This is a genomic window from Variovorax sp. JS1663, from assembly GCF_002157355.1.
Taxonomy (GTDB): Bacteria; Pseudomonadota; Gammaproteobacteria; order Burkholderiales; family Burkholderiaceae_C; genus Variovorax.
Genome location: NZ_LYMK01000020.1, coordinates 1 through 23672, shown reverse-complemented (window position 1 = coordinate 23672; position 23672 = coordinate 1). Strand labels below are relative to the sequence as shown.

The window sequence follows — 23672 nt, the reverse complement described above, 5'->3', positions numbered from 1 at the left end:
TGGCTGCTATAGGGAAAATCCGGCATTTCGCAGGTTGAAAAGCCTAAAATGGGCGCCAATTGCGTGCCCTGGCGCGTATTGTTTTTATTCCCCCATGTCACGCGCTATCGACTGGAGCTTCGTTTGAACAATCAGTGGTTTTCCAAGGTTGCCGTCTGGCTGGTCATCGCGATGGTGTTGTTTACTGTGTTCAAGCAGTTCGACACTCGCGGCGTCGCCGGTGCCGGCAGCGTCGGTTATTCCGACTTCCTGGAGGAAGTCCGCAACAACCGCATCAAGAGCGCCACCATCCAGGAAGGCCAGGGCGGCAGCGAGATCGTTGCGATCACTACCGACGACCGCAAGATCCGCACCACCGCGACCTACCTCGACCGCGGCCTGGTCGGCGACCTGATCAACAACAACGTCAAGTTCGACGTCAAGCCCCGCGAGGAAGGCTCGCTGCTGATGACGCTGCTGGTGAGCTGGGGGCCGATGCTGCTCCTGATCGGCGTCTGGGTCTACTTCATGCGCCAGATGCAGGGCGGCGGCAAGGGCGGCGCCTTCAGCTTCGGCAAGAGCAAGGCGCGCATGCTCGATGAGAACAACAACCAGGTCACCTTCGCCGACGTCGCGGGCTGCGACGAGGCCAAGGAAGAAGTCAAGGAAGTGGTCGACTTCCTGAAGGACCCGGCCAAGTTCCAGAAGCTCGGCGGCCGCATTCCGCGCGGCCTGCTGCTGGTGGGCCCTCCCGGTACCGGCAAGACCTTGCTGGCCAAGGGCATCGCGGGCGAGGCCAAGGTTCCGTTCTTCTCCATCTCCGGTTCCGACTTCGTCGAGATGTTCGTCGGCGTGGGCGCGGCTCGCGTGCGCGACATGTTCGAGAACGCCAAGAAGAATGCCCCCTGCATCATCTTCATCGATGAAATCGACGCGGTCGGCCGCCAGCGTGGCGCGGGCCTCGGCGGCGGCAACGACGAGCGCGAGCAGACCCTCAACCAGATGCTGGTCGAGATGGACGGCTTCGAGACCAACCTGGGCGTGATCGTGGTCGCCGCGACCAACCGCCCCGACATCCTGGACGCCGCACTGCTGCGTCCGGGCCGCTTCGACCGTCAGGTTTACGTGACCCTGCCCGACATCCGCGGCCGCGAGCAGATCCTCAACGTCCACATGCGCAAGGTCCCGCTGGGCCAGGACGTGAACGCGAGCATCATCGCGCGCGGAACGCCGGGCATGTCGGGTGCCGACCTGGCCAACCTGTGCAACGAGGCCGCGCTGATGGCTGCGCGCCGCAACGCACGCGTGGTCGAGATGCAGGACTTCGAGAAGGCCAAGGACAAGATCTTCATGGGCCCCGAGCGCAAGAGCATGGTGATGCCGGAGGAAGAGCGCCGCAACACGGCCTACCACGAGTCCGGCCATGCGCTGATCGGCAAGCTGCTGCCCAAGTGCGACCCGGTGCACAAGGTCACCATCATCCCGCGCGGCCGTGCGCTGGGCGTGACCATGAGCCTGCCGGCGCAGGACCGCTACAGCTACGACCGCGAGTACATGCTGAACCAGATCAGCATGCTGTTCGGCGGCCGCATCGCCGAAGAGGTGTTCATGCACCAGATGACCACCGGCGCCAGCAACGACTTCGAGCGCGCCACGCAGATCGCGCGTGACATGGTGATGCGCTACGGCATGACCGAGTCCCTGGGCCCGATGGTCTACGCCGAAAACGAAGGCGAGGTCTTCCTCGGCCGCTCGGTCACCAAGACCACCAACATGAGCGAATCGACCATGCAGAAGGTTGATGCCGAGGTGCGCCGCATCATCGACGAGCAGTACGCCCTGGCGCGCCGCCTGATCGAGGAGAACAGCGACAAGATGCACGCCATGGCCAAGGCCCTGCTCGAATGGGAAACCATCGACACCGAGCAGATCGACGACATCATGGCCGGTCGCGAGCCGCGTCCGCCCAAGGACTGGACGCCGCGCACGCCTCCTTCGGGCAGTGGCGGCAGCGGCGGCACGCCGGCGGTGAATCCGGACCCGACTCCCACCGCCGCCTGAGTCGATGACGCTTTGCCAAACGACGGGGCCTCTGGCCCCGTTTTTCGTTGATGCAGGAGCTGCCGCATGAGCCGCCGGGCCGCTTTCAAGGCGAATACCGCTGCCGAAGGCGAAGATGCTCCAATGACCGCGGTCTGGCGTACTGCGCGCTTCGAGATCGACCTGGCGCAAGCGTGCGTGATGGGCATCGTGAACGTCACGCCTGACTCCTTCTCCGACGGCGGTGCCCACGCGTCCACCGAGGCTGCCGTGCGCCATTGCGCCCAGTTGATGGAGGAGGGGGCCGACATCCTCGACATCGGCGGCGAATCCACCCGGCCCGGCAGCCCGGCCGTGTCGCTGGACGAGGAACTGGCACGCGTCATCCCGGTGGTGCGCGAGGCCGTCAAGCTCAACATGCCGGTTTCGGTCGATACCTACAAGCCCGAGGTCATGCGCGCCGTACTGGACCTGGGCGCCGACATCGTCAACGACATCTGGGCGCTGCGGCAGCCGGGCGCGCGCGAGGCAGTGGCCGCCCACCCATCCTGCGGCATCTGCCTGATGCACATGCACCGCGATCCGCAGACCATGCAGGCGGCGCCGATGGAAGGCGACGTGGTGCCGGTGGTGCGCGAGTTTCTGTCGGAGCAGGCCCACGCGCTGCGGGCGCTGGGCGTCGCGCGCGAGCGCATCACGCTCGATCCGGGCATCGGCTTCGGCAAGACCGTGGTGCAGAATTTCGCCTTGCTCGCGCGCCAGCGCGAACTGCTCGCTGCAGGCATGCCGCTCCTCGTCGGATGGTCGCGCAAGTCCTCGATCGGCGCCGTCACCGGCATCGAGGCGGCGATCGAGCGCATGGCGCCCAGCGTTGCAGCCGCGTTGCTCGCGGTGGAGCGCGGTGCGTCCATCGTGCGCGTGCATGACGTGCGCGAGACCGTGGCGGCGCTGGCCGTCCGGCGGGCCATGATTTCACAACAACAGGGACAGGAGCTCCAACCATGACAAGAAAGTATTTCGGTACCGACGGGATCCGCGGCACGGTCGGCCAAGCGCCGATCACGCCCGACTTCGTGCTTCGCCTCGCGCACGCGGTGGGCCGAGTGCTCAAGAAAGCGGAGTCGCGGCCGGCCGTGCTGATCGGCAAGGACACGCGCATCTCGGGCTACATGCTGGAGTCGGCGCTGGAATCGGGCTTCAACTCCGCCGGTGTGGACGTGGTGCTGCTGGGGCCACTCCCCACGCCCGGCGTTGCCTACCTCACGCGGGCCCAGCGCGCGAGCCTGGGCGTGGTGATCAGCGCGAGCCACAACGCTTTTCCGGACAACGGCATCAAGTTCTTCAGCGCCCACGGCACCAAGCTCAGCGACGAGTGGGAGTTGGCCGTCGAGGCCGCGCTGGAAGAAGCGCCCGCCTGGGCCGAATCGGCCCAGCTCGGCAAGGCCCGTCGCCTCAACGACGCGTCGGGCCGCTATATCGAATTCTGCAAGAGCACCTTCGCCAACGACCTGACGCTGCGCGGCCTGAAGCTCGTGGTCGACGGTGCCCACGGTGCGGCCTACCAGGTGGCGCCGCAGGTCTTCCACGAGCTCGGCGCGGACGTGACCAGCATCGGTTGCGCCCCCGACGGCCTGAACATCAACAAGGACGTGGGCGCTACGCACCCCCGGGCGCTGATCGAGGCGGTGAAGGCCCAGGGCGCGCACTACGGCATTGCGCTCGACGGTGACGCCGACCGGCTGCAGTTGGTGGACGCGAGCGGCCGTCTCTTCAACGGCGACGAGTTGCTCTACCTGATGGCGATGGAACGCACCGCGCGTGGCGAGAAACTGGCCGGCGTGGTGGGCACGCTCATGACCAACAAGGCGGTCGAAATGGCGCTGCGCGCCCAGGGCATCGAGTTCGTGCGCGCCCGCGTGGGCGATCGCTACGTGCTGGAGGAGCTCGAGAAGCGGCGCTGGCTGCTGGGTGGCGAGGGCTCGGGCCACTTGCTGGCGCTGGACCGCCACACCACCGGCGACGGCATCGTCAGCGCGCTGCAGGTGCTGCAGGCCTGCCAGCGCAGCGGGAGGAATGTCGGCGAACTGTTGTCGGACCTCCGGCTGTTTCCCCAGACGCTGATCAACGTGCGCCTGGCCGCCGGGCAGGACTGGAAGGCCAACAAGGCATTGGCCGCCGAGATCGAGCGCAGCGAGGCGGAGTTGGGCGATGCCGGCCGCGTGCTGATCCGTGCCAGTGGCACCGAGCCGCTGCTGCGCGTAATGGTGGAGGCGCGCGATGCCACACAGGCCGAGGCCTGCGCGAAGCGCCTCGTCGCGGCGGTAGAAGCCGGCTGAACGCATGATCCAGGTCCTGCTCGCCGACTATCGCGATCCGATCCACGCGCAGGCGGTGGTCGGCTTGCTCGACAGCTATGCCCGCGACCCGGCGGGCGGCGGCGCGCCACTGGCTCCCGACGTCCTGGCGGGGCTGCCCGTGGCGCTCGCGGCACGGCCCCAGGCCTTCAGCGTGCTGGCCTATGACGGCGACCAGGCGGTCGGCCTGGTCAACTGCATCGAAGGGTTCTCCACCTTCGCCTGCCGGCCGCTGGTGAACGTGCACGACGTGGTCGTGCTGCCCAGCCACCGCGGGCGGCGCGTCACGCAGCAGATGCTCGCGCGCGTGGAGGAGGAAGCCCGTGTCCGGGGCGCCTGCAAGCTCACGCTCGAAGTCCTCTCGGGGAACCACAGCGCGCTGCGTGCCTACGCGCGGGAGGGATTCGCCGGCTATCAACTCGATCCGGCCTTCGGCCAGGCCGTGTTCCTCCAGAAAAGGCTATAGGCAAAAAAAGACCGCCGGCGCTCGAGGCGCGCGGCGGTCCTGTGACCGAAGCGGCAGGTCAGAAGCGGGTGACGGGCATCGCGTCGTCGCCCTTGCCTGTGCCGTATTTGCCCAGCTCCCACTTGGCAATGGCGTTGCGGTGGACCTCGTCCGGACCGTCTGCGAAGCGCAGCGTCCGCGCGCCCGCATAGGCGTAGGCCAGCGGGAAGTCGTCGCTCATGCCGCCGCCGCCATGCACCTGCATGGCCCAGTCGATGACCTGGCAGGCCATGTTGGGCGCCACCACCTTGATCATCGCGATCTCGGTCCTGGCCACCTTGTTGCCCGCCACGTCCATCAGCCAGGCGGCCTTGAGCGTGAGCAGGCGCGCCATGTCGATCTTGCAGCGGGCCTCGGCGATGCGTTCCTGGGTCACGGTCTGCGAGGCCACGGTCTTGCCGAAGGCCACGCGCGAGGAGGCGCGCCGGCACATCAGCTCGAGCGCACGCTCGGCCAGGCCGATCAGGCGCATGCAGTGGTGGATGCGTCCCGGGCCAAGGCGGCCCTGGGCGATTTCGAAGCCGCGGCCTTCGCCCAGCAGCATGTTGGCGGCCGGCACGCGCACGTTCTCGAAGTACATCTCGACGTGGCCGTGCGGCGCGTCGTCGTAGCCCATCACGTTGAGCGGGCGCACGATGCGGATGCCCTTGGCATCGGCCGGGACCACGATCATGCTCTGCTGCGAATGCTTCGGCGCCTCGGGATCGGTCTTGCCCATGGTGATGAAGACCTTGCAGCGCGGATCGGCCGCGCCGGAGATCCACCACTTGTGGCCGTTGACCACGTATTCGTCGCCCTGGCGCTCGATGCGCGTGGAGATGTTGGTCGCGTCGCTCGAGGCCACATCGGGCTCGGTCATCGCGAAGGCGGAGCGGATCTCGCCCTCCAGCAGCGGCTTGAGCCAGCGCGACTTGATCTCGTCGGAGCCGTAGCGGGCAATGGTCTCCATGTTGCCGGTGTCGGGCGCCGAACAGTTGAAGACCTCGGAAGCCCATGGCACGCGGCCCATGATTTCGGCCAGCGGCGCGTATTCCTGGTTGGTGAGGCCGGCGCCCTTGTAGCCCGAGACCTCGGCGCTGTCGACCGGCAGGAACAGGTTCCACAGGCCCTGCGTCTTGGCTTTCTGCTTGAGCTTCTCGACCGTCTGCAGAGCGCTCCAGCGCTTGCCGGCCGCGGTGTTCGCCGCCAACTCGGCCGCGTATTCGGCCTCTGCGGGGTAGATGTGGGTTTCCATGAAGGCGCTGACGCGCTTCTGCAAGTCCTGGGTCTTGGCCGAATAGTCGAAATCCATGGGGGTGTCTCCGGGTGGGAAAAGGGGTCAGGCGCCGTCACGCGCGTTGAGCGAACTGCCAGGCCATCGCGGCCATGGGCCGAGCGCCGCGGGCCGAGGCCACCGCCTGCTCGCTCGAGGCGGTGCCCGCCTCGACGCGCTTGGCGATGCCCTGCAGGATCGCGGCCATGCGGAACAGGTTGTAGGCCTGGTAGAAGTTCCAGTCGGGCGCCAGCGCCTCGGGCGTGCTGATGCCGGTGCGTGCGCAGTAGCGGCGGATGTATTCGCCCTCGGTGGGGATGCCCAGCGCCGCCACGTCCACGCCGCCGATGCCGCGGCCGGTGCTGGGCGGCATGTGCCACGACATGCAGTGGTAGCTGAAGTCAGCCAGCGGATGGCCCAGCGTCGACAGCTCCCAGTCGAGCACCGCGATGATGCGCGGCTCGCTGGCGTGGAACATCACGTTGTCGAGCCGGTAGTCGCCATGCACGATCGAGACCTTGCTCTCGTCGCGCGCGCTCGCGGGCATGTGCGCGGGCAGCCAGTCGATCAAGCGCTCCATTTCGTCGATCGGCTGCGACAGCTCGCCGGCGCCGTCGGCGGAGGCCTTGTACTGCTTGCTCCAGCGCCCGATCTGGCGGTCGAAGTAGTTGCCGGGCTTGCCGTAGTCGGCCAGGCCGCGCTCCGCGAACTTCACCGTGTGCAGCGCGGCGATGACGCGGTTCATCTCGTCGTAGATGGCGTCGCGCTCCGTGTTGCTCATGCCGGGCAGGGACTGGTCCCAGAGCACGCGGCCTTCCATGAACTCCATGACGTAGAAGGCCCGGCCGATGACGCTCTCGTCCTCGCACAGGCAATGCATCCGCGGCACCGGCACGTCGGTGCCGGCCAGTCCGCTCATGACCTTGAACTCGCGCTCGATGGCGTGTGCCGAGGGCAGCAGCTTCGCCACGGGGCCCGGCTTGGCGCGCATCACGTAGTTCCGTCCCGGCGTGATCAGCTTGTAGGTTGGGTTGGACTGCCCACCCTTGAACATTTCGACCGTGAGCGGGCCCCTGAAGCCGTCGAGGTTCTTCTCGAGCCAGTCGGTGAGCGCGCCGACGTCGAAGAGGTGCTGCTTGGAAACGGCGCGGGTGCCGACGAAGTTGTCGAAGTCCTGGGTCATGTCTCTGCGTTCTGTTATTGGTCGTCGGCTTCCGAGATGCGCATCAGTGCGGCGCGGTCCAGCACCACCAGACCGCCGGGCTCGATGCGGATCACTTCCTCGCGTTCCATGGCCTTGAGCTCCTGGTTGACGCGCTGGCGCGAGGCGCCCAGCAGCTGGGCCAGCTCCTCCTGCGCCAGGTGAAGGCCGATGCGCATCTGGCTGCCATCCGCCAGGTTCGGCACGCCGTAGCTGCGCACCAGGTGGATCAGCTGCTTGGCCAGCCGCGCCCGCAGGGGCAGGGTGTTGAGGTCTTCCACCAGCCCGAAGAGCTGGCGCAGCCGCCGCGCCTGCAGGCGCATCAGCGCCTCGTAGAGCTCGACGTGCGTGGCCAGGATCTTCTGGAAGTCCGCCCGCGCCACGCAGACGATCGTGGTGTCGCCATGCGCGTACGCGTCGTGCGTGCGCCGGTCCCCGTCGAACATCGCGATGTCGCCGAACCAGATGCCGGGCTCCACGTACGTCAACGTCACCTGCTTGCCCGACACCGCTGTCGAACTCACGCGCACCGCGCCCTTGGCGCAGGCGATCCACTGCTCGGGCGGGTCGCCGCGCGCCGCGATCAGCTCGCCGTCCTTGTAGCGCTTGACGAAGGTGCATCGAAGAATGTCGTGACGCAGGGAAGGTGAAAGAGAAGAGAACCAGCGACCACCATTGATCGCTTCTCGTTCTTCGATGGTAAGAATGGGCTCGTCCATGGACTGTCCTGTGCGTGACTGAAATGCCGGGCCTTGTCGCCCGAGCGACGCGCCGCTATTCGTAGCGCGGCTTTTCCTTGGCCAGGAACGCGTTGATCCCGATGGCCGCGTTGGGGTGGTGCAGGTTGCGCACGAAATGGTCGCGCTCCTGCGAGAGCTGCGCACTGAGGGTGGCGCCTCGGCCTTCGCTCAGCAGCTCCTTGATGCTGGCCAGCGAGTTGGGCGCGCGTTCGCCCAGGCGCTTCGCCAGCGCGAGCGCGGCCGCCAGGGCCTGGCCGTTCTCGGTGATCTCGTTGACCACGCCGAGGGCGTGCAGGCGCGCGGCATCGATGCGCCCGCCCAGCATCAGCCATTCGCTGGCGAGCTGGCGCGGCAGCATCTGCGCCAGGTGCCAGCTCAGTCCACCATCGGGCGACAGCGCAACGCTGCTGTAGGAGGCGGCGAACACGGCGTCGCGGGCCGAGACGATCAGGTCGCAGGCCATGGCGAGCGAGAAGCCGGCGCCAGCGGCCGCGCCCTCGACCGCCGCAATCACCGGCTTGGGGAAGGTACGGATCGAGTCGATCCAGCTGTGCAGCGCCTCGATGCTCTCGGCCTGCACCGCGGGCTCGCGCTCGCGGTTGCCCAGCAGGCGCTGCAGGGAGCCGCCGGCGCAGAACCAGGCGCCTTCGCCCACGAGCACCACGCTGCGGATCTCGTCGCTGTTCTCCGCGCCGTTGAGGGCCTCGACGCCCGCAGCGTACATCTCGGGGCCCAGCGCGTTGCGCTGCGAGGGGTTGGACAGGGTGAGCACCATGGTGCTGCCCTCGGTCGTGCTCTTGAGTTCTGCGGTCATCGGGTCGGGTCTCTCGTCCTTGCGTCTCTCTACTCTTCGGGATGGGTGAGGCTCAGGCCCAGCGCGCCGCGACGGCGCAGCCAGGGGCTGGGACGGTAGCGCGGGTCGCCGTACACCGTCTGGATGTTGAACAGCACTTCCAGGATATTGGTCGGGCCGTACAGGTCGCCCATCGCCAGCGGCCCCTGCGGATAGCCCAGGCCCAGCTTCACTGCCAGGTCGAGGTCGGCCGGCGTGCAGACCTGCTGCTGGCACATATCGGACGCGATGTTCACGATGGTGCCGACCACGCGCTGCGTGACGAAGCCGGCGCTGTCGCGGATCACGCTGACGGCCTTGCCGTCGCGCGCGAAGAGCGCATGGGCAGCGTCGCGCATGTCGGGCCGTGTTGCCGGGTTGGTGGCCAGAACGCGGCGCTTCGTGGCCGCGTCGTCCGCCATCAGGTCGATGCCGACCGTGCGCGTGGCGTCCAGCCGGTCGACCGCCGCGACGGTGGTGACATCGAAGCCCAGCGGCGCGACCAGGATGAGTGCGGCGGAGGAGGGCGTCGCACCGCTTTCGAGCTGGGCGCCCAGCGCATGGACCAGGCGTAGCAACTCCGGCCGCCGCGCCGCCCGAGGCGAGATCCAGACCGAGGGATGGCCTTCGAGCGCCGGCGTGGGCGGCTCCGGCGCCACCTGCGCCGCGCCGTCGATATAGCGGTAGAAGCCTTCGCCCGTCTTGCGCCCGAGCGCGCCGGCGGCGAGCCGCTGCGCGGTGATGACGCTCGGCCGGTAGCGTGGTTCGTCGTAGTACTGGCGGTAGATCGACTCCATCACCGGGTGGGAGACGTCCAGCGCCGTCAGGTCCAGCAGCTCGAAGGGGCCGAGGCGGAAGCCGGCCTGGTCCTTGAGGATGCGGTCGATGGTGGCGAAGTCCGCCACGCCCTCGCCCGCGATGCGCAGTGCCTCCGTGCCGTAGCCGCGCCCCGCATGGTTGACGATGAAGCCGGGCGTGTCCTTCGCTTGCACCGCTGCGTGGCCCATCTCGGCCGCGTAGGCAGCGAGCCGGCGGCAGACCTCGGCCTCGGTTTTGAAGCCTGCCACGACTTCGACCACTTTCATCAGCGGGACCGGGTTGAAGAAATGGAAGCCCACCATTCGCTCCGGCTGTGCCATCGCGGCCCCGATGGCCGTCACCGAGAGCGAGGAGGTATTGGTCGCGAGGACGGCAGAGGGCGCCACCACCGCCTCGAGCTCGCGAAACAGCTTGCGCTTGACCTCGAGGTCCTCGACCACCGCCTCGACCACCAGGTCGCAGCCCGCGAGCGCCTGCATGGAGTCGGCAGCATGGATGCGGCCCGACAGAAGGTCGCAACGGGCGGGGTCCAGCTTGCCCTTCTCCAGCAGCTTGCGCCACTGGGCGACGATGGCATCCCGGCCGCGGGCGGCCGCGCCCTCGAAGCTGTCGAGCAGGAACACCTCGCTGCCGGCTTGCGCCGCGATTTGCGCTATGCCGCGGCCCATGGCGCCCGCTCCGACAATTCCTACATTGGAAAACTGCACAGTCATTTGATAATTGTCTCTCCGAGAAAAAGGCACGCCTTCGGGCATGCCAGAATGCGTCTACTTTCGAATACTTTCGTAACTAGTCATTTTGCAACCACCACGTTTGGCTGCGGCCCTGTTTCTTGTTGGGCTCGCATTTGAATCGTTTGCCTTGACGATCGGACGGCCGCAAGGCGCTGTCTGGATCGGCAAGCCGTTGGACGTGGTGATCCCGCTTTCGCTGGACGAAGCCGAGGCCGGTGGCGCGCTGTGCCTCGAAGCCGAGGTCATGCAGGGCGATGTCCCGATGCCGAACAGCAGCTTGAGGGTAGCGCTCGAGCCGGGGTCCAGTCCCTCCAATTCGCGCATTCGCATCCGGTCGTCCGCCACCGTCGACGAGCCGGTGATCAACGTGAGCGTTCGTGCCGGTTGCGAGATGCGCTCCACGCGCAGCTACGTATTGCTGGCAGATGTGCCGGCGCAGTCCTCCCTGCCAATCATTGCGCAGCCGCAGCCCGCCGCGCCTGTCCGAGCATCGCAAGGCACTCCTTCTTCGCGAACCGCGGGAGCGGGCTCTTCGTTCGACCCTGAAGGCAGCGCACCGGTCCGACGCCAGGCGGCTGCTGCGTCCCGCGCATCGACCGAGGATGCGACGCCGCCGCGCCGCAGCGCTGCACCGGCACCCGCACCACGCCGTCCGGCTGCGACACCGCCGCCGGCCGTTGCGCGAGCCGCGGCGCCGCGCACACCGCCGGCCACGCCGGCTGCCGCCGAGGCGCCCCGACGCGACGCGACGGCAGGTGGTTCCCGCCTTCAACTCGAGGCGCTGGAGCCCGTTCCGGTGGCTCAGCCCGGTCTCAAGACGACGACGCAATTGGCCTTGCCGGCGACGGAGGATACGGCCCGCCGCGCTGCTGCCGCAGCGGACTGGCGCGCGCTCAGCGCCGAACCCGGCGCCGCGCAGCGTGAAGCCCAGCGCGAGAGCGAGCGGATCCAGACGCTGGAGGCCACGCTGACCGCGCTGCGCGAACAGACGGCGCAGAACCAGCGCGCCCTCCTGGAATTGCGTACCGAGCTCGCCCAGGCGCGGGAAAGCCGCTACAGCAACCCGCTCGTCTACGCCCTGGTCGGCCTGCTCCTGCTTGCGCTGATCGCCATCCTGATGCTGTGGCGCCTGGCCGCGCGGCGCGCCGAGCCGGTCTGGTGGCGCGAGCCGGCAGCCAAGAGCGAAGAGGGGCCGACCCGTCCCGACGCCTTCGGCGACATGCTCGACGACGATCTGGCCCAAAAGTCCAGCCGGCGGGACAGCGCGAACGCCACCAACTTTGGCACCACCACCTTCACCGGCCTGGCGCCCGAAGAGGAGGAAGAGGCAGAGCCCCCACCTGCGCGCACGCCCGACGGCATGCCGGTGCGGCCGGTCAACACCGAGGAGCTGTACGACGTCCAGCAGCAGTCCGACTTCTTCCTGTCGCTGGGCCAGCAAGACCAGGCGATCGCCGTCCTGCGCGAGCACATCGCCACCAACCCCGGCACCAGTGCGCTCGCCTACCTGGACCTGCTGCGCATCTACCATTCGCTGGACCGCAGGGAGGACTACACGCGTCTGTCGGAGGAGTTCGAGCGCGCCTTCAATGCCGATGTGCCGGCCTTCGAGCATTTCAACCAGACCGGCAAGGGCCTGGAACATTACCGCAGCACGCTGGCGCGTATCGAGTCGCAATGGCCCGCGGCGGGCACCCTGGCGTTGATCGAGGAGCTGATCTTCCGCAAGCCCGGCATGCACGAAGACGAGCCCTTCGACCTGGCCGCCTACCAGGAACTGCTCCTGCTCTATTCGGTGGCGAAGGAGGTGATCGATCCGGACAGCGCCCCGCCTGCGCCGGTCACGCCGCAGTCCTTCGTCGACACCTTCGGGCACGAACAGATGATGACGGCGCCAGCGCCAATCGAGCCGGAGAGCCCGCCCGATGTCATCGATGCCGGGCCGACGCTGCCGCCCTCGCTCTACGCCGCGATCGACGACAAGCTGGACCACGAGACCGTTCTGTCGCCCGAAATCCCTTCATCGGCTCCGCACGTTCCGGACCGCGATTCGGTTCGCGTGCAGCCTGATGTCAGCCTGGACCTGGAGGACTTCGATCGCACCGCCTTCGAGACCATGCGGGCGCCGATCGAAACGCCCACGCCGCCGCCGGCGCCTTCCACTGATCCGCATGTGATCGACTTCGAGCTCTTCGACCCGGACACTGAGGCCGAGATCGCGCCGAAGCCGATCAAGAAGCGCTGAGCATCGGCGAGCGGCGCTGGGCTCGGTCGACCGCCAGGCTCAGTACCAGGGCACACACCAGCATCGCAAAGCCGGCCCAGCTCATCCAGGCGATCGCGTCGTGGGCCAGCAGCCAGCCGCCGGCCGCGGCGCCCACAGCTTGCCCCACGTAGATTCCGGAGCTGTTGAGTGCCACCGAGCCGGGCGCGAGCGCCGGTGCCATCGACACCAGGCGCGCCTGCTGGGCCGAGTTGGTGGCGAAGCAGCCCAGGCCCCAGGGCACCAGGATCAGTGCCAGCATCGCGAAGCTGACGCCAAGCGGCCAGAGCAGCAGGCTCAGGGCGATCAGCGAGCTGGTGAGCAGCACCATGCGCGAGGCGCCGACGCGGTCGATGGCGCGGCTCACCAGCATGTTGCCTGCGAGGCCGCAGATGCCGAACCAGGCCCACACCAGGCCGAGCGCGGTGGCATTCGCGCCCACGGTCTGCCGAAGCACGGGCGCGAAATAGCTGAACAGCACGAACTGGCCGCCGCCCTGCAGCGCGGTGACTGCCACCACCCCCATGAGCATCGGGCTGCGGAGCACCTGGGCCCAGGCGGCCCGCGTCAGCGCGGGCGGACGGATTCCGGTGGGGAGCTGGCGCCAGATCCAGGCGGCGCTCAGCAGCGAGAGCACGGTGATCATGCCGAACGCGGTGCGCCACCCGAAGTGCCCGCCGATCAAGGCGCCCAGCGGCAGGCCGAGCACGGACGCCATGGACCAGCCGAGAAAGACGAAGGTCACGGCGCGGCCGCGCTGCTCCACTGGCACCAGCAGGCCGACGCAGGCCGCCGCCTGGGGCGTGAAGATCGCGGGGGAGATGACCGTCAGCATGCGCACCGCGAGCAGAGTGCCGAAGCTCGGCATCAGAGTCGAGATCAGGTGGCCCGCCGCGTACCACAGCATCGTGCAGGCCAGCAGCACCCGCCGGTCCCAGCCCGCAACGACGGCCGCGAGCAGGGGCGCACCGAAGCACACCACCGCTGCCGCCGCGGTGATCAACTGTCCCGCGGTGGCAGCGCTGACCTGCAGCGAACTGCTGAGCTCGTTGAGGGTACCCGGCACCACCATGACGCCGGTGCCGATCACGAAATTGCCTGCCAGCAGCGCCCAGAGGGAGGCCGGCAAGGCGGGGCGCTTCAACGTCGCACCTGCAGCGCGCCCGGATTGACGATGTTGGTCGGGCTGCCCTTGATGAAGCTCACCACGTTGTCGAAGGCCTGGCCGAAGTACATCTCGTAGCTGTCCTGCTCGACGTAGCCGATGTGCGGCGTGCAGATGCAGTTCTCCAGCCGCAGCAGGGCATGGCCTTGCAGAGGCGGCTCACTCTCGAAGACGTCGATGGCTGCCAGGCCGGGTCGCCCGCGGTTGAGCGCCGCAAGCAGCGCGTCCTGTTCGACCAGTTCGGCGCGCGAGGTGTTGACGAAAAGCGCGGTGGGCTTCATGCGCAAGAGGTCCTCGAGCGTCACGAGGCCACGGGTTTCGTCGGTCAGGCGCAGATGGACGGAGAGCACGTCGGCTGCGGTGAAGAACGCCTCGCGGTTGGGCGCTACCTGGAAGCCGTCGGAACGCGCACGGGCGCAGCTCTCCTCGCGGCCCCAGATCACGACCTGCATGCCGAAGGCCTGCCCGTAGCGCGCGACCAACTGGCCGATGCGACCATAGCCCCAGATGCAGAGCGTCTTGCCCTTGAGCACCGAGCCGAGGCCGAAGTTGGGCGGCATCGACGCGGACTTGAGCCCCGACTGCTGCCAGGCGCCGTGCTTGAGGTTGCTGATGTACTGGGGCAACCGCCGCATGGCCGCCATGATCAGCGCCCAGGTGAGCTCGGCCGGAGCGAGCGGCGAGCCCGTTCCTTCGGCGACGGCCACGCCGTATTCGGTGCAGGCATTGACGTCGATGTGGTGCCCGGCCCGGCCGGTCTGCGAGATGAGCTTGAGCTTGGGCAGCTTCTCGATCAGTTGGCGGGAGATCTGGGTGCGTTCGCGGATCAGCACGATGACGTCGGCGTCCTTGAGTCGAACGGACAGTTGCCCGATCCCCTTCACGGTGTTGGTATAGACCTTGGCGGCGTACGCATCGAGCTTGGAAGCGCAGCGCAGCTTGCGCACTGCATCCTGGTAGTCGTCGAGGATCACGATGTTCATGGCATGCCATTGTGCCTCGCACCATCCGCGGGGCTGCGCGCTGGCGACAGAAGCGCAGGATGCCCGTGGGTTTAAGTCCGCGCGCAGGGGACGCGCGCGGGCGTGGGTTCAATGCAGGTGGCTGGAGGACACTGATGTGCCGGCCGCTTCCAGCGCGGCCAGACGGTCGAGCTCGGCGCAGACATCCGCCATGCGGCCCGAGATCACGACCCGGCCGGTGCCACGGCCGCTGGGCTGCGCATCGACCGTGCGCACCACACGCAGCGGGCGGGCCGGGGAGGACAGGCGAGAGGCTGCGGGTGCGCCCGGTCGGGCCGCGCAACTGGGCCGAATGCCCACGTAGCGAAGCCCCGACGTGCGCCTGCGGCGCGAGGTCATCCAGCGGGTGGCCAGCGATTGCAGCGGCATGAACAGGTCGGCGAAGCTGAGCAGAGCGATTCCCATGTGAAACTCCATGAAGGTCAGAGGTTGAACACAGGCAGGATTGCTGTCGTCGGCCACGGCAGGGTGATGGCCCTTCAGCCATACGCCCGCCACCTGTCGCGGCTGTTGGTGCGGGGCGCGCGGAGCGCCCCGCCTTGTCAGGGCTACATCAGCATCGTGTTGCGGATCAGGCCGACGGCCAAGCCTTCGATCTCGAAGGGCTCGCCCGGCTGCACGATGATCGTGGGGTAGTCGGGGTTTTCGGCATGCAGCTCGATGACCTGCTTGTTGCGCTTGAGGCGCTTGACCGTGACCTCGTCGCCCAGGCGGGCGACGATGATCTGCCCGTTGCGCGCCTCCTTGGTGGCCTGCACGGCCAGCAGGTCGCCGTCCATGATGCCGGCGTCGCGCATGGACATGCCACGCACCTTGAGCAGGTAGTCGGGCTGGCGCTGGAACAGGGTGTTCTCGACGTAGTAGGTCTGGTCGACGTGCTCCTGCGCGAGGATCGGCGAGCCGGCGGCGACGCGGCCGATGAGCGGCAGCGCGAGCTGGGCCATGCCAGGCAGCGAGAGCGAGTATTGGTTGTTGCGCGATTCGTTCAGCGACCGCAGCGCGTCCCCCTTGAGACGGATGCCACGGGAGGTGCCGCTCACCAGCTCGATGACGCCCTTGCGTGCCAACGCCTGCAGATGTTCTTCAGCCGCGTTGGCGGACTTGAAACCCAATTCGGCAGCGATTTCGGCACGCGTGGGCGGTGCGCCGGTACGGGCGATGGCGCTCTGGATCAGGTCCAGAATCTGCTGCTGGCGGGCGGTAAGCTTGGCGGCGAACTGCATTTGCGACTCCTGCGATACTGGTTGAACATCCAGTATCTGTATTTTTAACCAGTTTTCGGAGCTTTGGCAAGCCATGGCGGATTCCACGAGAGAAAGCAGGCGCCGGGTGATCGTCCTGGGCACTGGCGGCACCATCGCCGGCCGCGCGGCCTCCGTCGGCGACAACATCGGTTACACGGCGGGCCAAATGGGCGTGACCCAGTTGCTGGAGGGCATCGAGGCACCTGCGGGCGTCGTGTTGCACACCGAGCAGGTGGCGCAGGTCGACAGCAAGAACATGAGCTTCGCGATCTGGCGCCGGCTGGCCGAGCGCTGTGCCCATTGGCTGGCCGAGCCCGACGTGGTGGGCCTCGTGCTCACCCACGGGACCGACACGCTGGAAGAAACCGCCTTCTTTCTGCAGTCGGTGCTGGCACCTGCCAAACCCATCGTGCTGACCTGCGCCATGCGGCCCGCCACCGCGCTGACGCCCGATGGGCCCCAGAACGTGCGTGACGCCATCGCCGTTGCCGCCAGCGTGGGCGCGCGGGGCGTGGTGGCAGTGTGTGCGGGCGCGGTCCACGGCGCCTTCGACGTGCAGAAAGTGCACACCTACCGGGTCGACGCCTTCGGTTCCGGCGATGCCGGGCCAGTGGCCTATGTGGAGGAAGGTGCTCTGCGCGAGCTTCGCCAGTGGCCGTTCTTGCCGGCTGAGCAGGCACGACTGGCTTTCGAGCGTATGACCCTGGCGGCGCGCTGGCCGCGCGTGGAGATCCTGCTGAGCCATGCGGAAGCGGACGGCGGCATCGTCGATGCACTGGTCGCGCAGCGGCAGGCCGGTGCGCCCGGCGCGGTGCAGGGCCTGGTGCTCGCAGCCACGGGCAACGGCACGCTGCACGAGGCGTTGGAAGCCGCGGCGCTGCGGGCGCAGGCGGCGGGAATCGCCGTGGTGCGCGCGACGCGCTGCATGCAGGGCCGCATTCTCCCGACGCCCGATGCGACGCTGCGCGATGCGGGTGCGCTGACGCCGGTCAAGGCGCGCATTGCCCTGGTGCTGGAATTGATGGCAACCGAGGCCGGCGGCGCCTGAGCGCATGTTCGCCGCGCTGCAGTCGCACGCCTGGGTCTATCCGGCGTTGGAGGTCGTGCATATCGTCGGCATTGCGCTGCTGCTCGGCAACCTCGTCGCACTCGAGATGCGGGTGTTCGGCCGCGCCGCCGCCTTGCCGGTGGCGGCGATGGCCAGGCTGTCGCTCTCAATCGCCTTGGTCGGCTTCGGGCTCGCGGCGGCCAGCGGCTCGATGATGTTCGCTACCCAGCCGACGGACCTGCTGGCCAACCGCGCCTTCATCATCAAGATGGGCCTGCTGCTGGTCGCCGGCTGCAACGCCGGGTGGTTCCACGCCCGCGGCTCCCTGCGCAAACTCGATGCGCTGGCGCGGATACAGATGCTGATGTCTACTTCGATCTGGCTGGCCGTCGTGTTCTGCGGCCGCTGGATCGCGTACTGAATGGAATGAAGAAGGAGCCGTCCTGATGAAACGTCGTCGCATCCTCGTTGCCGCCGCATCCGTTCCCCTCGCAAGCCAACTCGCCTGGGCGCACCATGGCTGGAGCAGCTTCGACCAGGACCGCCCGGTCTATCTCGAGGGCAAGGTGGTGCGCACGAAGTGGCAGAACCCACATGCCGAGCTGGTGATCGAGGTGCCGGCGGGACTCAAGCTGCCGGCTGATCTGGCGAAGCGCACGCTGCCGGCGCAAAGCGCGCCGGTCGATGGCGCGGCCCTGCTGGCGCGCGCCGCGCTGCCTCGACGCAGCGAGCGGCAATGGGAACTCGAGTTGGCGCCGCTGACGCGCATGGAAGCCTGGAAGGTCGCGGAGATCAAGCCAGGCACCACCGTCTCCGCGGTGGGCTTCACGCACAAGGACGAGCAGGACGCGGTGATGCGCGTCGAGTACCTGTTCGTCGAAGGCAAGGCCTACGGGCTGCGTTCCAGCCCAGCCTGATCAGCTCCCCAGCGCGGCGAGGGCCCGCTGGGTGATTTCCTCGACCGTGCCGACGCCGCTGATGGCGCGGTACTTCGGCGCCGCCTCCGGCTCGGCCTTGGCCCAGGCTGCGTAGTAGTCGACCAGCGGCCGGGTCTGCCGGCTGTAGACGTCGAGGCGGTGGCGGACCGTCTCTTCCTTGTCGTCATCGCGCTGGATCAGGTCTTCGCCCGTGACATCGTCCTTGCCGTCGACCTTCGGCGGGTTGAACTTGACGTGGTAGGTGCGCCCCGATGCCGGGTGCGAGCGGCGCCCGCTCATGCGCTCGATGATGTCGGCGAAAGGCACGTCGATCTCGAGCACGTAGTCGAGCTTGACGCTGGCGGCGCGCATCGCATCGGCCTGCGGGATGGTCCGGGGAAAGCCGTCGAAGAGGAAGCCGTTGCCGCAGTCCGGCTGCGTGAGGCGTTCCTTGACGAGGTTGATGATGAGGTCGTCGCTGACCAGTGCTCCGGCATCCATGACGGCCTTGGCCTGCAGGCCGAGCGGGGTGCCGGCCTTGACGGCGGCGCGCAGCATGTCGCCGGTGGAGATCTGGGGGATGCCGTACTTCTGGCAGATGAAGGCGGCCTGTGTGCCCTTGCCCGCCCCGGGGGCGCCCAACAAAATCAGTCTCATGGTGTCCTCGGACGGTTCTTCGATTTCTGGCGCGCCTGCCTGTCGCAGGCGACGGCAGCAAGGGCGCAATCAGGTCGAGGATAGCACGCACCCCGGTGTACGCCGTGCACTCGGCCGCCGGTGTCAGCCCGTGGCGAACAGGGCGCGCACGCGCTCGAGGTCTTCCGGTGTGTCGATGCCCGGCCCGGGTGCATGCGTGCTCACGTGCACGGCGATGCGGTGCCCATGCCAGAGTGCGCGCAGCTGTTCCAGCGCTTCGGTCGCCTCGACCGGGGCCGGCGGCAGGCTTGGGAAGCGGCGAACGAAGCCGGCACGGTAGCCGTAAATGCCGATGTGGCGCAGGGGCGCGGGTGCGGTCGGAAGGGCGTTGGGCGTACCCTTGGCGAAACCGTCGCGCCACCAGGGGATGGGCGCACGGCTGAAGTAGAGCGCGTTGCCCTGCGCGTCGAGCACGGTCTTGACGACGTTCGGATTGAGGAAATCCTCCAGCGAATCGATCGCGTGCGCAGCCGTGCTCATCGCGGCGTCCGGATGTGCGGCCAGCGTCCGGGCCACGGCGTCGATCAGCGTCGGGTCGATCAGCGGCTCATCGCCCTGGACGTTGACCACGATCTCCTCGTCGGCCAGACCGAGCAACTTGCAGGCCTCGGCCAGCCGGTCGCTGCCGCTCGGATGGTCGGTGTGCGTGAGCAGGACCTGGATACCGTGCGCCTCGCAGGCGGCGACGATGCGCGCATCGTCGGCGGCCACCGCGACGCGCCCGGCTCGGGACTGCAATGCGCGCTGGGCGACGCGCACCACCATCGGCAGGCCGGCGATGTCGGCCAGCGGCTTGTCCGGCAACCGGGTGGAGGCGAGCCGGGCCGGGATCAGGACGGTGAAGCGCAAGTCCACTGCAGGCTCACAGTCCCAGTTCTTCGTCGGAGAGGGTGCGGGCCTCGGTCTCGAGCAGCACCGGGATGCCATCTCGCACCGGATAGGCCAGGCGCGCGCTGCGCGACACCAGCTCCTGCTTCTCGCGGTTCCAGGTGAGCGGTCCCTTGGTCACGGGGCAGACGAGCAGTTCAAGCAGCTTGGGGTCCATCGGGCGATGATAGCTTCGCGTCCAGCGCGCGGAAGAAGGCGGGCTCGGGCTCGAACAGCAGCGGAACGGCCAATGCGTCGGGCGCGCGGCGCCACAGCTTGAGCGCATCCTTCTCGGTGCACAGCAGTGCATAGCCGTCGCCCGGTGGGGCGCGCCAGTCGGCGAAGTCGTCATGGTCGGGGAGGGCGATGCATTGCTGCGGCACCAGTCCGCGCTCGCGCAGCATCTGGAAAAAGGCCTCCGGTTTCGCGATGGCGGCGACCGCCACCAGCGAACGGCCGGCCAGGTCGGCGAGTGGGACCGGCGTGCCGTCCTGGCGCAAGGCGTGGCCGGCCAGCGAGCGGCGGGCGGAGAAGCCCGCGAAAGCGGGCCGGGCGCCGGTGTGCAGCACCAGGTCGCAGCGCCGCGGCCAGGACTCGCGCAGCGGGCCCGCCGGCAAAAGCCAGCCGTTGCCCGTGCCGCGATCGTCGAAGACGCAGATCTCGATGTCGCGGGCCAGCGCGAGGTGCTGGAGGCCATCGTCACTGACGATGCAGCACGTGTCCGGGTGGTGCGCGAGCAGCGCGCGCGCCGCCTGCGCGCGCCGGCGCGCCACGAAGACGGGCGCGCCTGTCGCGCGCCGGATCAGGGCCGGCTCGTCGCCAACGTCGCACGGATCGCTGTCTTCGTCGACTTCCCGGCAGTCGTCGGTGATGCGGCCATAGCCGCGCGACACCACGCCCGTCTGAAGCCCACGGGCCTGGAGATGGCGCACCACGGCCATCACGACCGGCGTCTTGCCGGATCCGCCGGCGATCACGTTGCCGACCACGATCACCGGCACGCCGATGCGCTCGGCTTTCAGGATCTGGAGACGGTAAAGAGTGCGCCGGACCGCGGCCAGCGCCCCGAAGACGAGCGAGAGAGGCCACAGCAGCCGCACGAGCGCCCCGCGCCCGAGCCAGGCCTGCTGCAGGCTCAAGGCTAGCGGCCGGCCTTGGCGGCCGATTGGGTGGCGAAGGTGATCTGCACGAGGCCGGCGCGGCGCGCGGCTTCCATCACCGTGATCACCGACTGGTGGGCGGCGTTGGCGTCGGCGCTGATGATCACCACGCTGTCCTTGCCGCCGGTGGCCGCGGCGCCCAAGGCGTCGGCCACGGCCTCCACGCTGCGCTCGGCCAGCGGGGTCTTGTTGACCGAATAGCGGCCATCGGCGGAAACGGCCACGATGACTTCCTTCGGATAGTCGCGCTGGGCTTCCACGTCGGCCACCGGCAGCCGCAGCTGCATCTCGGTGAACTTGCTGTAGGTGGTCGAGAGCATCAGGAAGATGAGCACGACCAGCAGCACGTCGATGAAGGGGATCAGGTTGATCTCCGGCTCCTCCTTGGAGCCGTGGCTGAAGTGCATTCGTCTCATGACCGCAGCGTGTTCAGGTGGCGCGCAAAGCGTTCGCCGGCCAATTCGAGGTTGAGCAGGTATTCATCGACCCGCGTGCGGAAATAGCGCCAGAAGATCAGCGCCGGGATCGCGACCATCAGGCCAAAGGCCGTGTTGTACAGCGCGATCGAGATGCCGTGAGCCAACTGCGCGGGATTTCCGGAGCCGACCGCGCCGGTGCTCGGCGATTGCGAGCCGAAGATCTCGATCATGCCGATCACCGTGCCCAGCAGGCCGAGCAGGGGCGCGGCCGACGCGATGGTCGCGAGCGCGGGCAGGTAGCGTTCCAGCCGGTGCGCGACGATGCGGCCTGCGGCTTCCATGGCCGCGCGCAGATCGTCTTCGGTCGACTGGGGGTTGGAGTTCAACGCGCGAAAGCCGGCGGCCAGCACCTCGCCGAGTCCTGAATTCCTTTCCAGCTTGGTCACCACTTCCGGGCCCGGTATGGCGTTGCGCGAGACGCCGATGGCCTCGTCGAGCAGTTTGGGAGGAAGGACCTTGGCGGTCTTGAGACTGCTGAATCTTTCGATGACCAGCGCCAGCCCAACCACCGAACAAGCAAGCAATGGCCAGATCGGCCAGCCCGCAGCAACTATGATCGAAAACAAAGAAACCCTCCGGCCCGTGGACTGCAAATGCGCGGCGATTATCCACCGTCGGCGGCAGATGTTCCGATTTGTATTCGCGTGTCGGCGACGACGCACAGATTCTGTGGATAACTTTGTGGCTAACCCACGGGGCAACTCCGCTGCAGCCCCATTCCACGGGCCTCGCCTTGGAACGACTGAATTTTGAGCAGCACTTTCTTCAATCAAATCAATGTGTTGCACGTGAACTCGTGCATGTGGTGTCCATGGCTGGCCGCGCCGGTGCGTGGCATCTCCGTTGTGGACGACTGGGCCTCCTGTTGACGCTGCCTGGAAATGAACGGACCTGAAACACCGGCTGCCGGACCCCGCGTCTGGGCTGTGGGCGCGCTGTGCCGTGCCGTCGCGGATGCGCTCGAGGCCCGCTTCAATCCGGTGGCCGTGCGCGGCGAGATCAGCGGGTTCTCGCGCGCAGCCAGCGGGCATTGCTACTTTGCCCTGAAGGACGAGGCGGGGCAGCTGCGCTGCGCCATGTTCAGGCGCGCAGCGGGGCTGCTCGATTTCTCGCCGCGCGATGGCGATCAGGTCGAGGTCCGCGGGCGCCTGGCCGTGTACGAGCCGCGCGGCGACCTGCAGCTGGTGGTCGAGAGCTTGCGCCGAGCCGGGCAGGGCGCGCTGTTCGAGCAGTTCATGCAACGCAAGGCGCGGCTGGAGGCGGAAGGCCTGTTCGATCCGGCTCGCAAGCGGCCGCTGCCTGCCATGCCGCGTGCGGTCGGGCTCGTGACCTCGCTGGGCGCCGCGGCGCTGCACGACGTGGTGACAGCCCTGCGGCGGCGCGTGCCCCACATTCCCGTCGTGCTGGCGCCGGCGGCGGTGCAAGGCAACGGGGCGCCGGCGGAACTGGTGCGTTCGCTGCGGGCGCTTTACGCACTGCAGCCGCCGGTCGAGGCGATTCTGCTAGTGCGCGGCGGCGGCTCGATCGAGGATCTGTGGGCCTTCAACGACGAAGGCCTGGCGCGAACGATCGTTCAGAGTCCGGTGCCGGTCATCAGCGGTGTCGGCCACGAGACCGACTTCACCATCGCCGACTTCTGCGCCGATCTTCGTGCACCGACGCCCACCGCCGCCGCCGAGTTGGTGGCGGCCCCGCGTGAACTCTGGCTGAGCGCGCTGGTGCTGCTGGAGGAGCGGCTGCGCGGTGCGCTGTCGGGGCGTCTCGATGCGCTGCATCAGCGCGTCGACGATGCGGCCGGGAGGCTGGCGCGACCTTCGACGCTGGTCCTGCGGCAGCAGTTGCGGCTGGCGCAGCACGCGCAGCGGCTGCGCTATGGCGCGCAGTCGCGCATCCAGCGGCTCGCGCAGGCGCAGCAGGGTCTGGAGGCGGTGCTGCCGCAGCGGTTTGCGCGCGCGCTGCTGCAACGCAGGGAGCGGCTCGAGCGTGCGGCGCTGCGGCTGCAACTGCTGGATCCAGCCCTGGTCCTCGAGCGCGGCTATGCCTGGCTCACGGACGCGGACGGCAAAGCAGTCACCAGCGTTCAGCAGATGGCACCGGGCGACGCCGTGCGGGCGAGGCTGCTCGATGGCACGGCCGACATGACAGTCGGGCGGACGGATACGACGGGACTGCGTCCGACGCGAGCGTCTTGATTCCTTTCTAGAATGCGTCGTCCCCACAACCAACCTGCGAGAAAAGACATGGAACACGTCCTCCCACCCCTTCCGTACCCCCTGGACGCGCTGGCCCCCGAGTACTCCAAGGAAACGCTGGAGTACCACTACGGCAAGCACCACAACGCCTATGTGGTGAACC

Annotated in this window: 24 protein-coding genes and 1 pseudogene; 10 read left to right on the top strand and 15 right to left on the bottom strand. The window is 68.1% G+C overall.

The genetic code is table 11. The features are described from left to right. The first annotated feature begins 123 nt into the window (after positions 1-123). The 4 genes from ftsH (at position 124) to A8M77_RS17715 (ending at position 4839) form a co-directional block, all read left to right on the top strand. Positions 124-2040: an ATP-dependent zinc metalloprotease FtsH gene (ftsH, locus tag A8M77_RS17730; RefSeq protein WP_086922831.1), complete on the top strand. Its 1917-nt coding sequence runs from the start codon at positions 124-126 to the stop codon at positions 2038-2040. Between the two features lie 123 nt (positions 2041-2163). After that, positions 2164-3024, top strand: a complete 861-nt coding sequence (gene folP, locus A8M77_RS17725; RefSeq protein WP_086922904.1) for a dihydropteroate synthase — start codon at positions 2164-2166, stop codon at positions 3022-3024. Further along, complete coding sequence (glmM, locus tag A8M77_RS17720) at positions 3021-4355, top strand: phosphoglucosamine mutase (protein ID WP_086922830.1); 1335 nt, start codon at positions 3021-3023, stop codon at positions 4353-4355. Before folP ends, glmM begins: the two co-directional genes overlap by 4 nt. A gap of 4 nt (positions 4356-4359) precedes the next feature. Then, positions 4360-4839, top strand: a complete 480-nt coding sequence (locus tag A8M77_RS17715; RefSeq protein WP_086922829.1) for a GNAT family N-acetyltransferase — start codon at positions 4360-4362, stop codon at positions 4837-4839. A 58-nt stretch (positions 4840-4897) separates the two neighbouring features. Here the strand turns inward: A8M77_RS17715 and A8M77_RS17710 are convergent, their stop codons facing one another. Genes A8M77_RS17710 through A8M77_RS17690 form a run of 5 tightly spaced genes read right to left on the bottom strand, consistent with a single transcriptional unit; the run spans position 4898 to position 10435 of the window. After that, a complete protein-coding gene (locus A8M77_RS17710; RefSeq protein ID WP_086922828.1) occupies positions 4898-6169 on the bottom strand; it encodes an acyl-CoA dehydrogenase family protein in 1272 nt (423 codons plus the stop codon). A gap of 37 nt (positions 6170-6206) precedes the next feature. Beyond that, the gene (locus A8M77_RS17705; RefSeq protein WP_086922827.1) at positions 6207-7313 is read right to left on the bottom strand and encodes a phosphotransferase; all 1107 of its coding nucleotides are present in this window, start codon (positions 7311-7313) and stop codon (positions 6207-6209) included. Between the two features lie 14 nt (positions 7314-7327). Next, positions 7328-8050, bottom strand: a complete 723-nt coding sequence (locus A8M77_RS17700) for a Crp/Fnr family transcriptional regulator (protein WP_086922826.1) — start codon at positions 8048-8050, stop codon at positions 7328-7330. Between the two features lie 55 nt (positions 8051-8105). Then, on the bottom strand, positions 8106-8885 hold the full coding sequence (locus A8M77_RS17695; RefSeq protein ID WP_086922825.1) for an oxepin-CoA hydrolase, alternative type: 780 nt from the start codon (positions 8883-8885) through the stop codon (positions 8106-8108). Positions 8886-8914: 29 nt separating this feature from the next. Continuing rightward, complete coding sequence (locus A8M77_RS17690) at positions 8915-10435, bottom strand: 3-hydroxyacyl-CoA dehydrogenase (protein WP_086922824.1); 1521 nt, start codon at positions 10433-10435, stop codon at positions 8915-8917. Positions 10436-10583: 148 nt separating this feature from the next. Here A8M77_RS17690 and A8M77_RS17685 point away from each other — a divergent pair, with 148 nt between their 5' ends. Further along, positions 10584-12701, top strand: a complete 2118-nt coding sequence (locus A8M77_RS17685) for a type IV pilus assembly protein FimV (RefSeq protein WP_143694643.1) — start codon at positions 10584-10586, stop codon at positions 12699-12701. Here the strand turns inward: A8M77_RS17685 and A8M77_RS17680 are convergent. The 4 genes from A8M77_RS17680 to lexA form a co-directional block, all read right to left on the bottom strand. After that, on the bottom strand, positions 12688-13863 hold the full coding sequence (locus tag A8M77_RS17680; protein ID WP_086922822.1) for an MFS transporter: 1176 nt from the start codon (positions 13861-13863) through the stop codon (positions 12688-12690). The genes A8M77_RS17685 and A8M77_RS17680 overlap by 14 nt on opposite strands. Continuing rightward, a complete protein-coding gene (locus A8M77_RS17675; protein WP_086922821.1) occupies positions 13860-14867 on the bottom strand; it encodes a D-2-hydroxyacid dehydrogenase family protein in 1008 nt (335 codons plus the stop codon). Before A8M77_RS17675 ends, A8M77_RS17680 begins: the two co-directional genes overlap by 4 nt. A 108-nt stretch (positions 14868-14975) precedes the next feature. Continuing rightward, positions 14976-15311 (bottom strand): hypothetical protein, encoded by a 336-nt coding sequence (locus tag A8M77_RS17670; protein ID WP_086922820.1) that lies wholly within the window; start codon positions 15309-15311, stop codon positions 14976-14978. Between the two features lie 143 nt (positions 15312-15454). Next, positions 15455-16129 carry a transcriptional repressor LexA gene (gene lexA / locus A8M77_RS17665; protein WP_086922819.1) on the bottom strand — a complete coding sequence of 225 codons (675 nt, stop codon included), beginning with the start codon at positions 16127-16129 and terminating at the stop codon, positions 15455-15457. Between the two features lie 73 nt (positions 16130-16202). On the opposite strand from lexA, the gene A8M77_RS17660 reads away from it, so the two are divergent. Genes A8M77_RS17660 through A8M77_RS17650 form a run of 3 tightly spaced genes read left to right on the top strand, consistent with a single transcriptional unit; the run spans position 16203 to position 18115 of the window. Further along, positions 16203-17198 (top strand): asparaginase, encoded by a 996-nt coding sequence (locus A8M77_RS17660; protein WP_086922818.1) that lies wholly within the window; start codon positions 16203-16205, stop codon positions 17196-17198. A 4-nt stretch (positions 17199-17202) separates the two neighbouring features. Further along, the gene (locus A8M77_RS17655) at positions 17203-17619 is read left to right on the top strand and encodes a hypothetical protein (protein ID WP_086922817.1); all 417 of its coding nucleotides are present in this window, start codon (positions 17203-17205) and stop codon (positions 17617-17619) included. Positions 17620-17644: 25 nt separating this feature from the next. Next, positions 17645-18115, top strand: coding sequence for a DUF6152 family protein (locus tag A8M77_RS17650; RefSeq protein WP_086922816.1), 471 nt, complete (start codon positions 17645-17647; stop codon positions 18113-18115). Here A8M77_RS17650 and adk read toward each other — a convergent pair whose 3' ends face one another. From adk to A8M77_RS17620, 6 genes are all read right to left on the bottom strand, one after another. Then, complete coding sequence (gene adk / locus A8M77_RS17645) at positions 18116-18772, bottom strand: adenylate kinase (RefSeq protein ID WP_086922815.1); 657 nt, start codon at positions 18770-18772, stop codon at positions 18116-18118. A gap of 123 nt (positions 18773-18895) precedes the next feature. Continuing rightward, positions 18896-19660 (bottom strand): 3-deoxy-manno-octulosonate cytidylyltransferase, encoded by a 765-nt coding sequence (gene kdsB / locus A8M77_RS17640; protein ID WP_238136862.1) that lies wholly within the window; start codon positions 19658-19660, stop codon positions 18896-18898. A gap of 13 nt (positions 19661-19673) precedes the next feature. Continuing rightward, a complete protein-coding gene (locus A8M77_RS17635) occupies positions 19674-19856 on the bottom strand; it encodes a Trm112 family protein (RefSeq protein ID WP_086922813.1) in 183 nt (60 codons plus the stop codon). After that, positions 19837-20844, bottom strand: coding sequence for a tetraacyldisaccharide 4'-kinase (gene lpxK, locus A8M77_RS17630; RefSeq protein ID WP_086922812.1), 1008 nt, complete (start codon positions 20842-20844; stop codon positions 19837-19839). The genes A8M77_RS17635 and lpxK overlap by 20 nt, the downstream gene beginning before the upstream one ends. After that, complete coding sequence (locus tag A8M77_RS17625; RefSeq protein WP_086922811.1) at positions 20820-21245, bottom strand: ExbD/TolR family protein; 426 nt, start codon at positions 21243-21245, stop codon at positions 20820-20822. The genes lpxK and A8M77_RS17625 overlap by 25 nt, the downstream gene beginning before the upstream one ends. 5 nt (positions 21246-21250) lie before the next feature. Continuing rightward, entirely contained in the window at positions 21251-21883 is a 633-nt protein-coding gene (locus A8M77_RS17620; RefSeq protein WP_086922810.1) for a MotA/TolQ/ExbB proton channel family protein, read from the bottom strand. A 315-nt stretch (positions 21884-22198) separates the two neighbouring features. Here A8M77_RS17620 and xseA point away from each other — a divergent pair, with 315 nt between their 5' ends. Both xseA and A8M77_RS17610 read left to right on the top strand, forming a co-directional pair. Further along, a complete protein-coding gene (gene xseA / locus A8M77_RS17615; RefSeq protein ID WP_086922809.1) occupies positions 22199-23509 on the top strand; it encodes an exodeoxyribonuclease VII large subunit in 1311 nt (436 codons plus the stop codon). A gap of 48 nt (positions 23510-23557) precedes the next feature. Further along, positions 23558-23672, top strand: a pseudogene (locus A8M77_RS17610) (superoxide dismutase [Fe]); the annotation flags it as partial.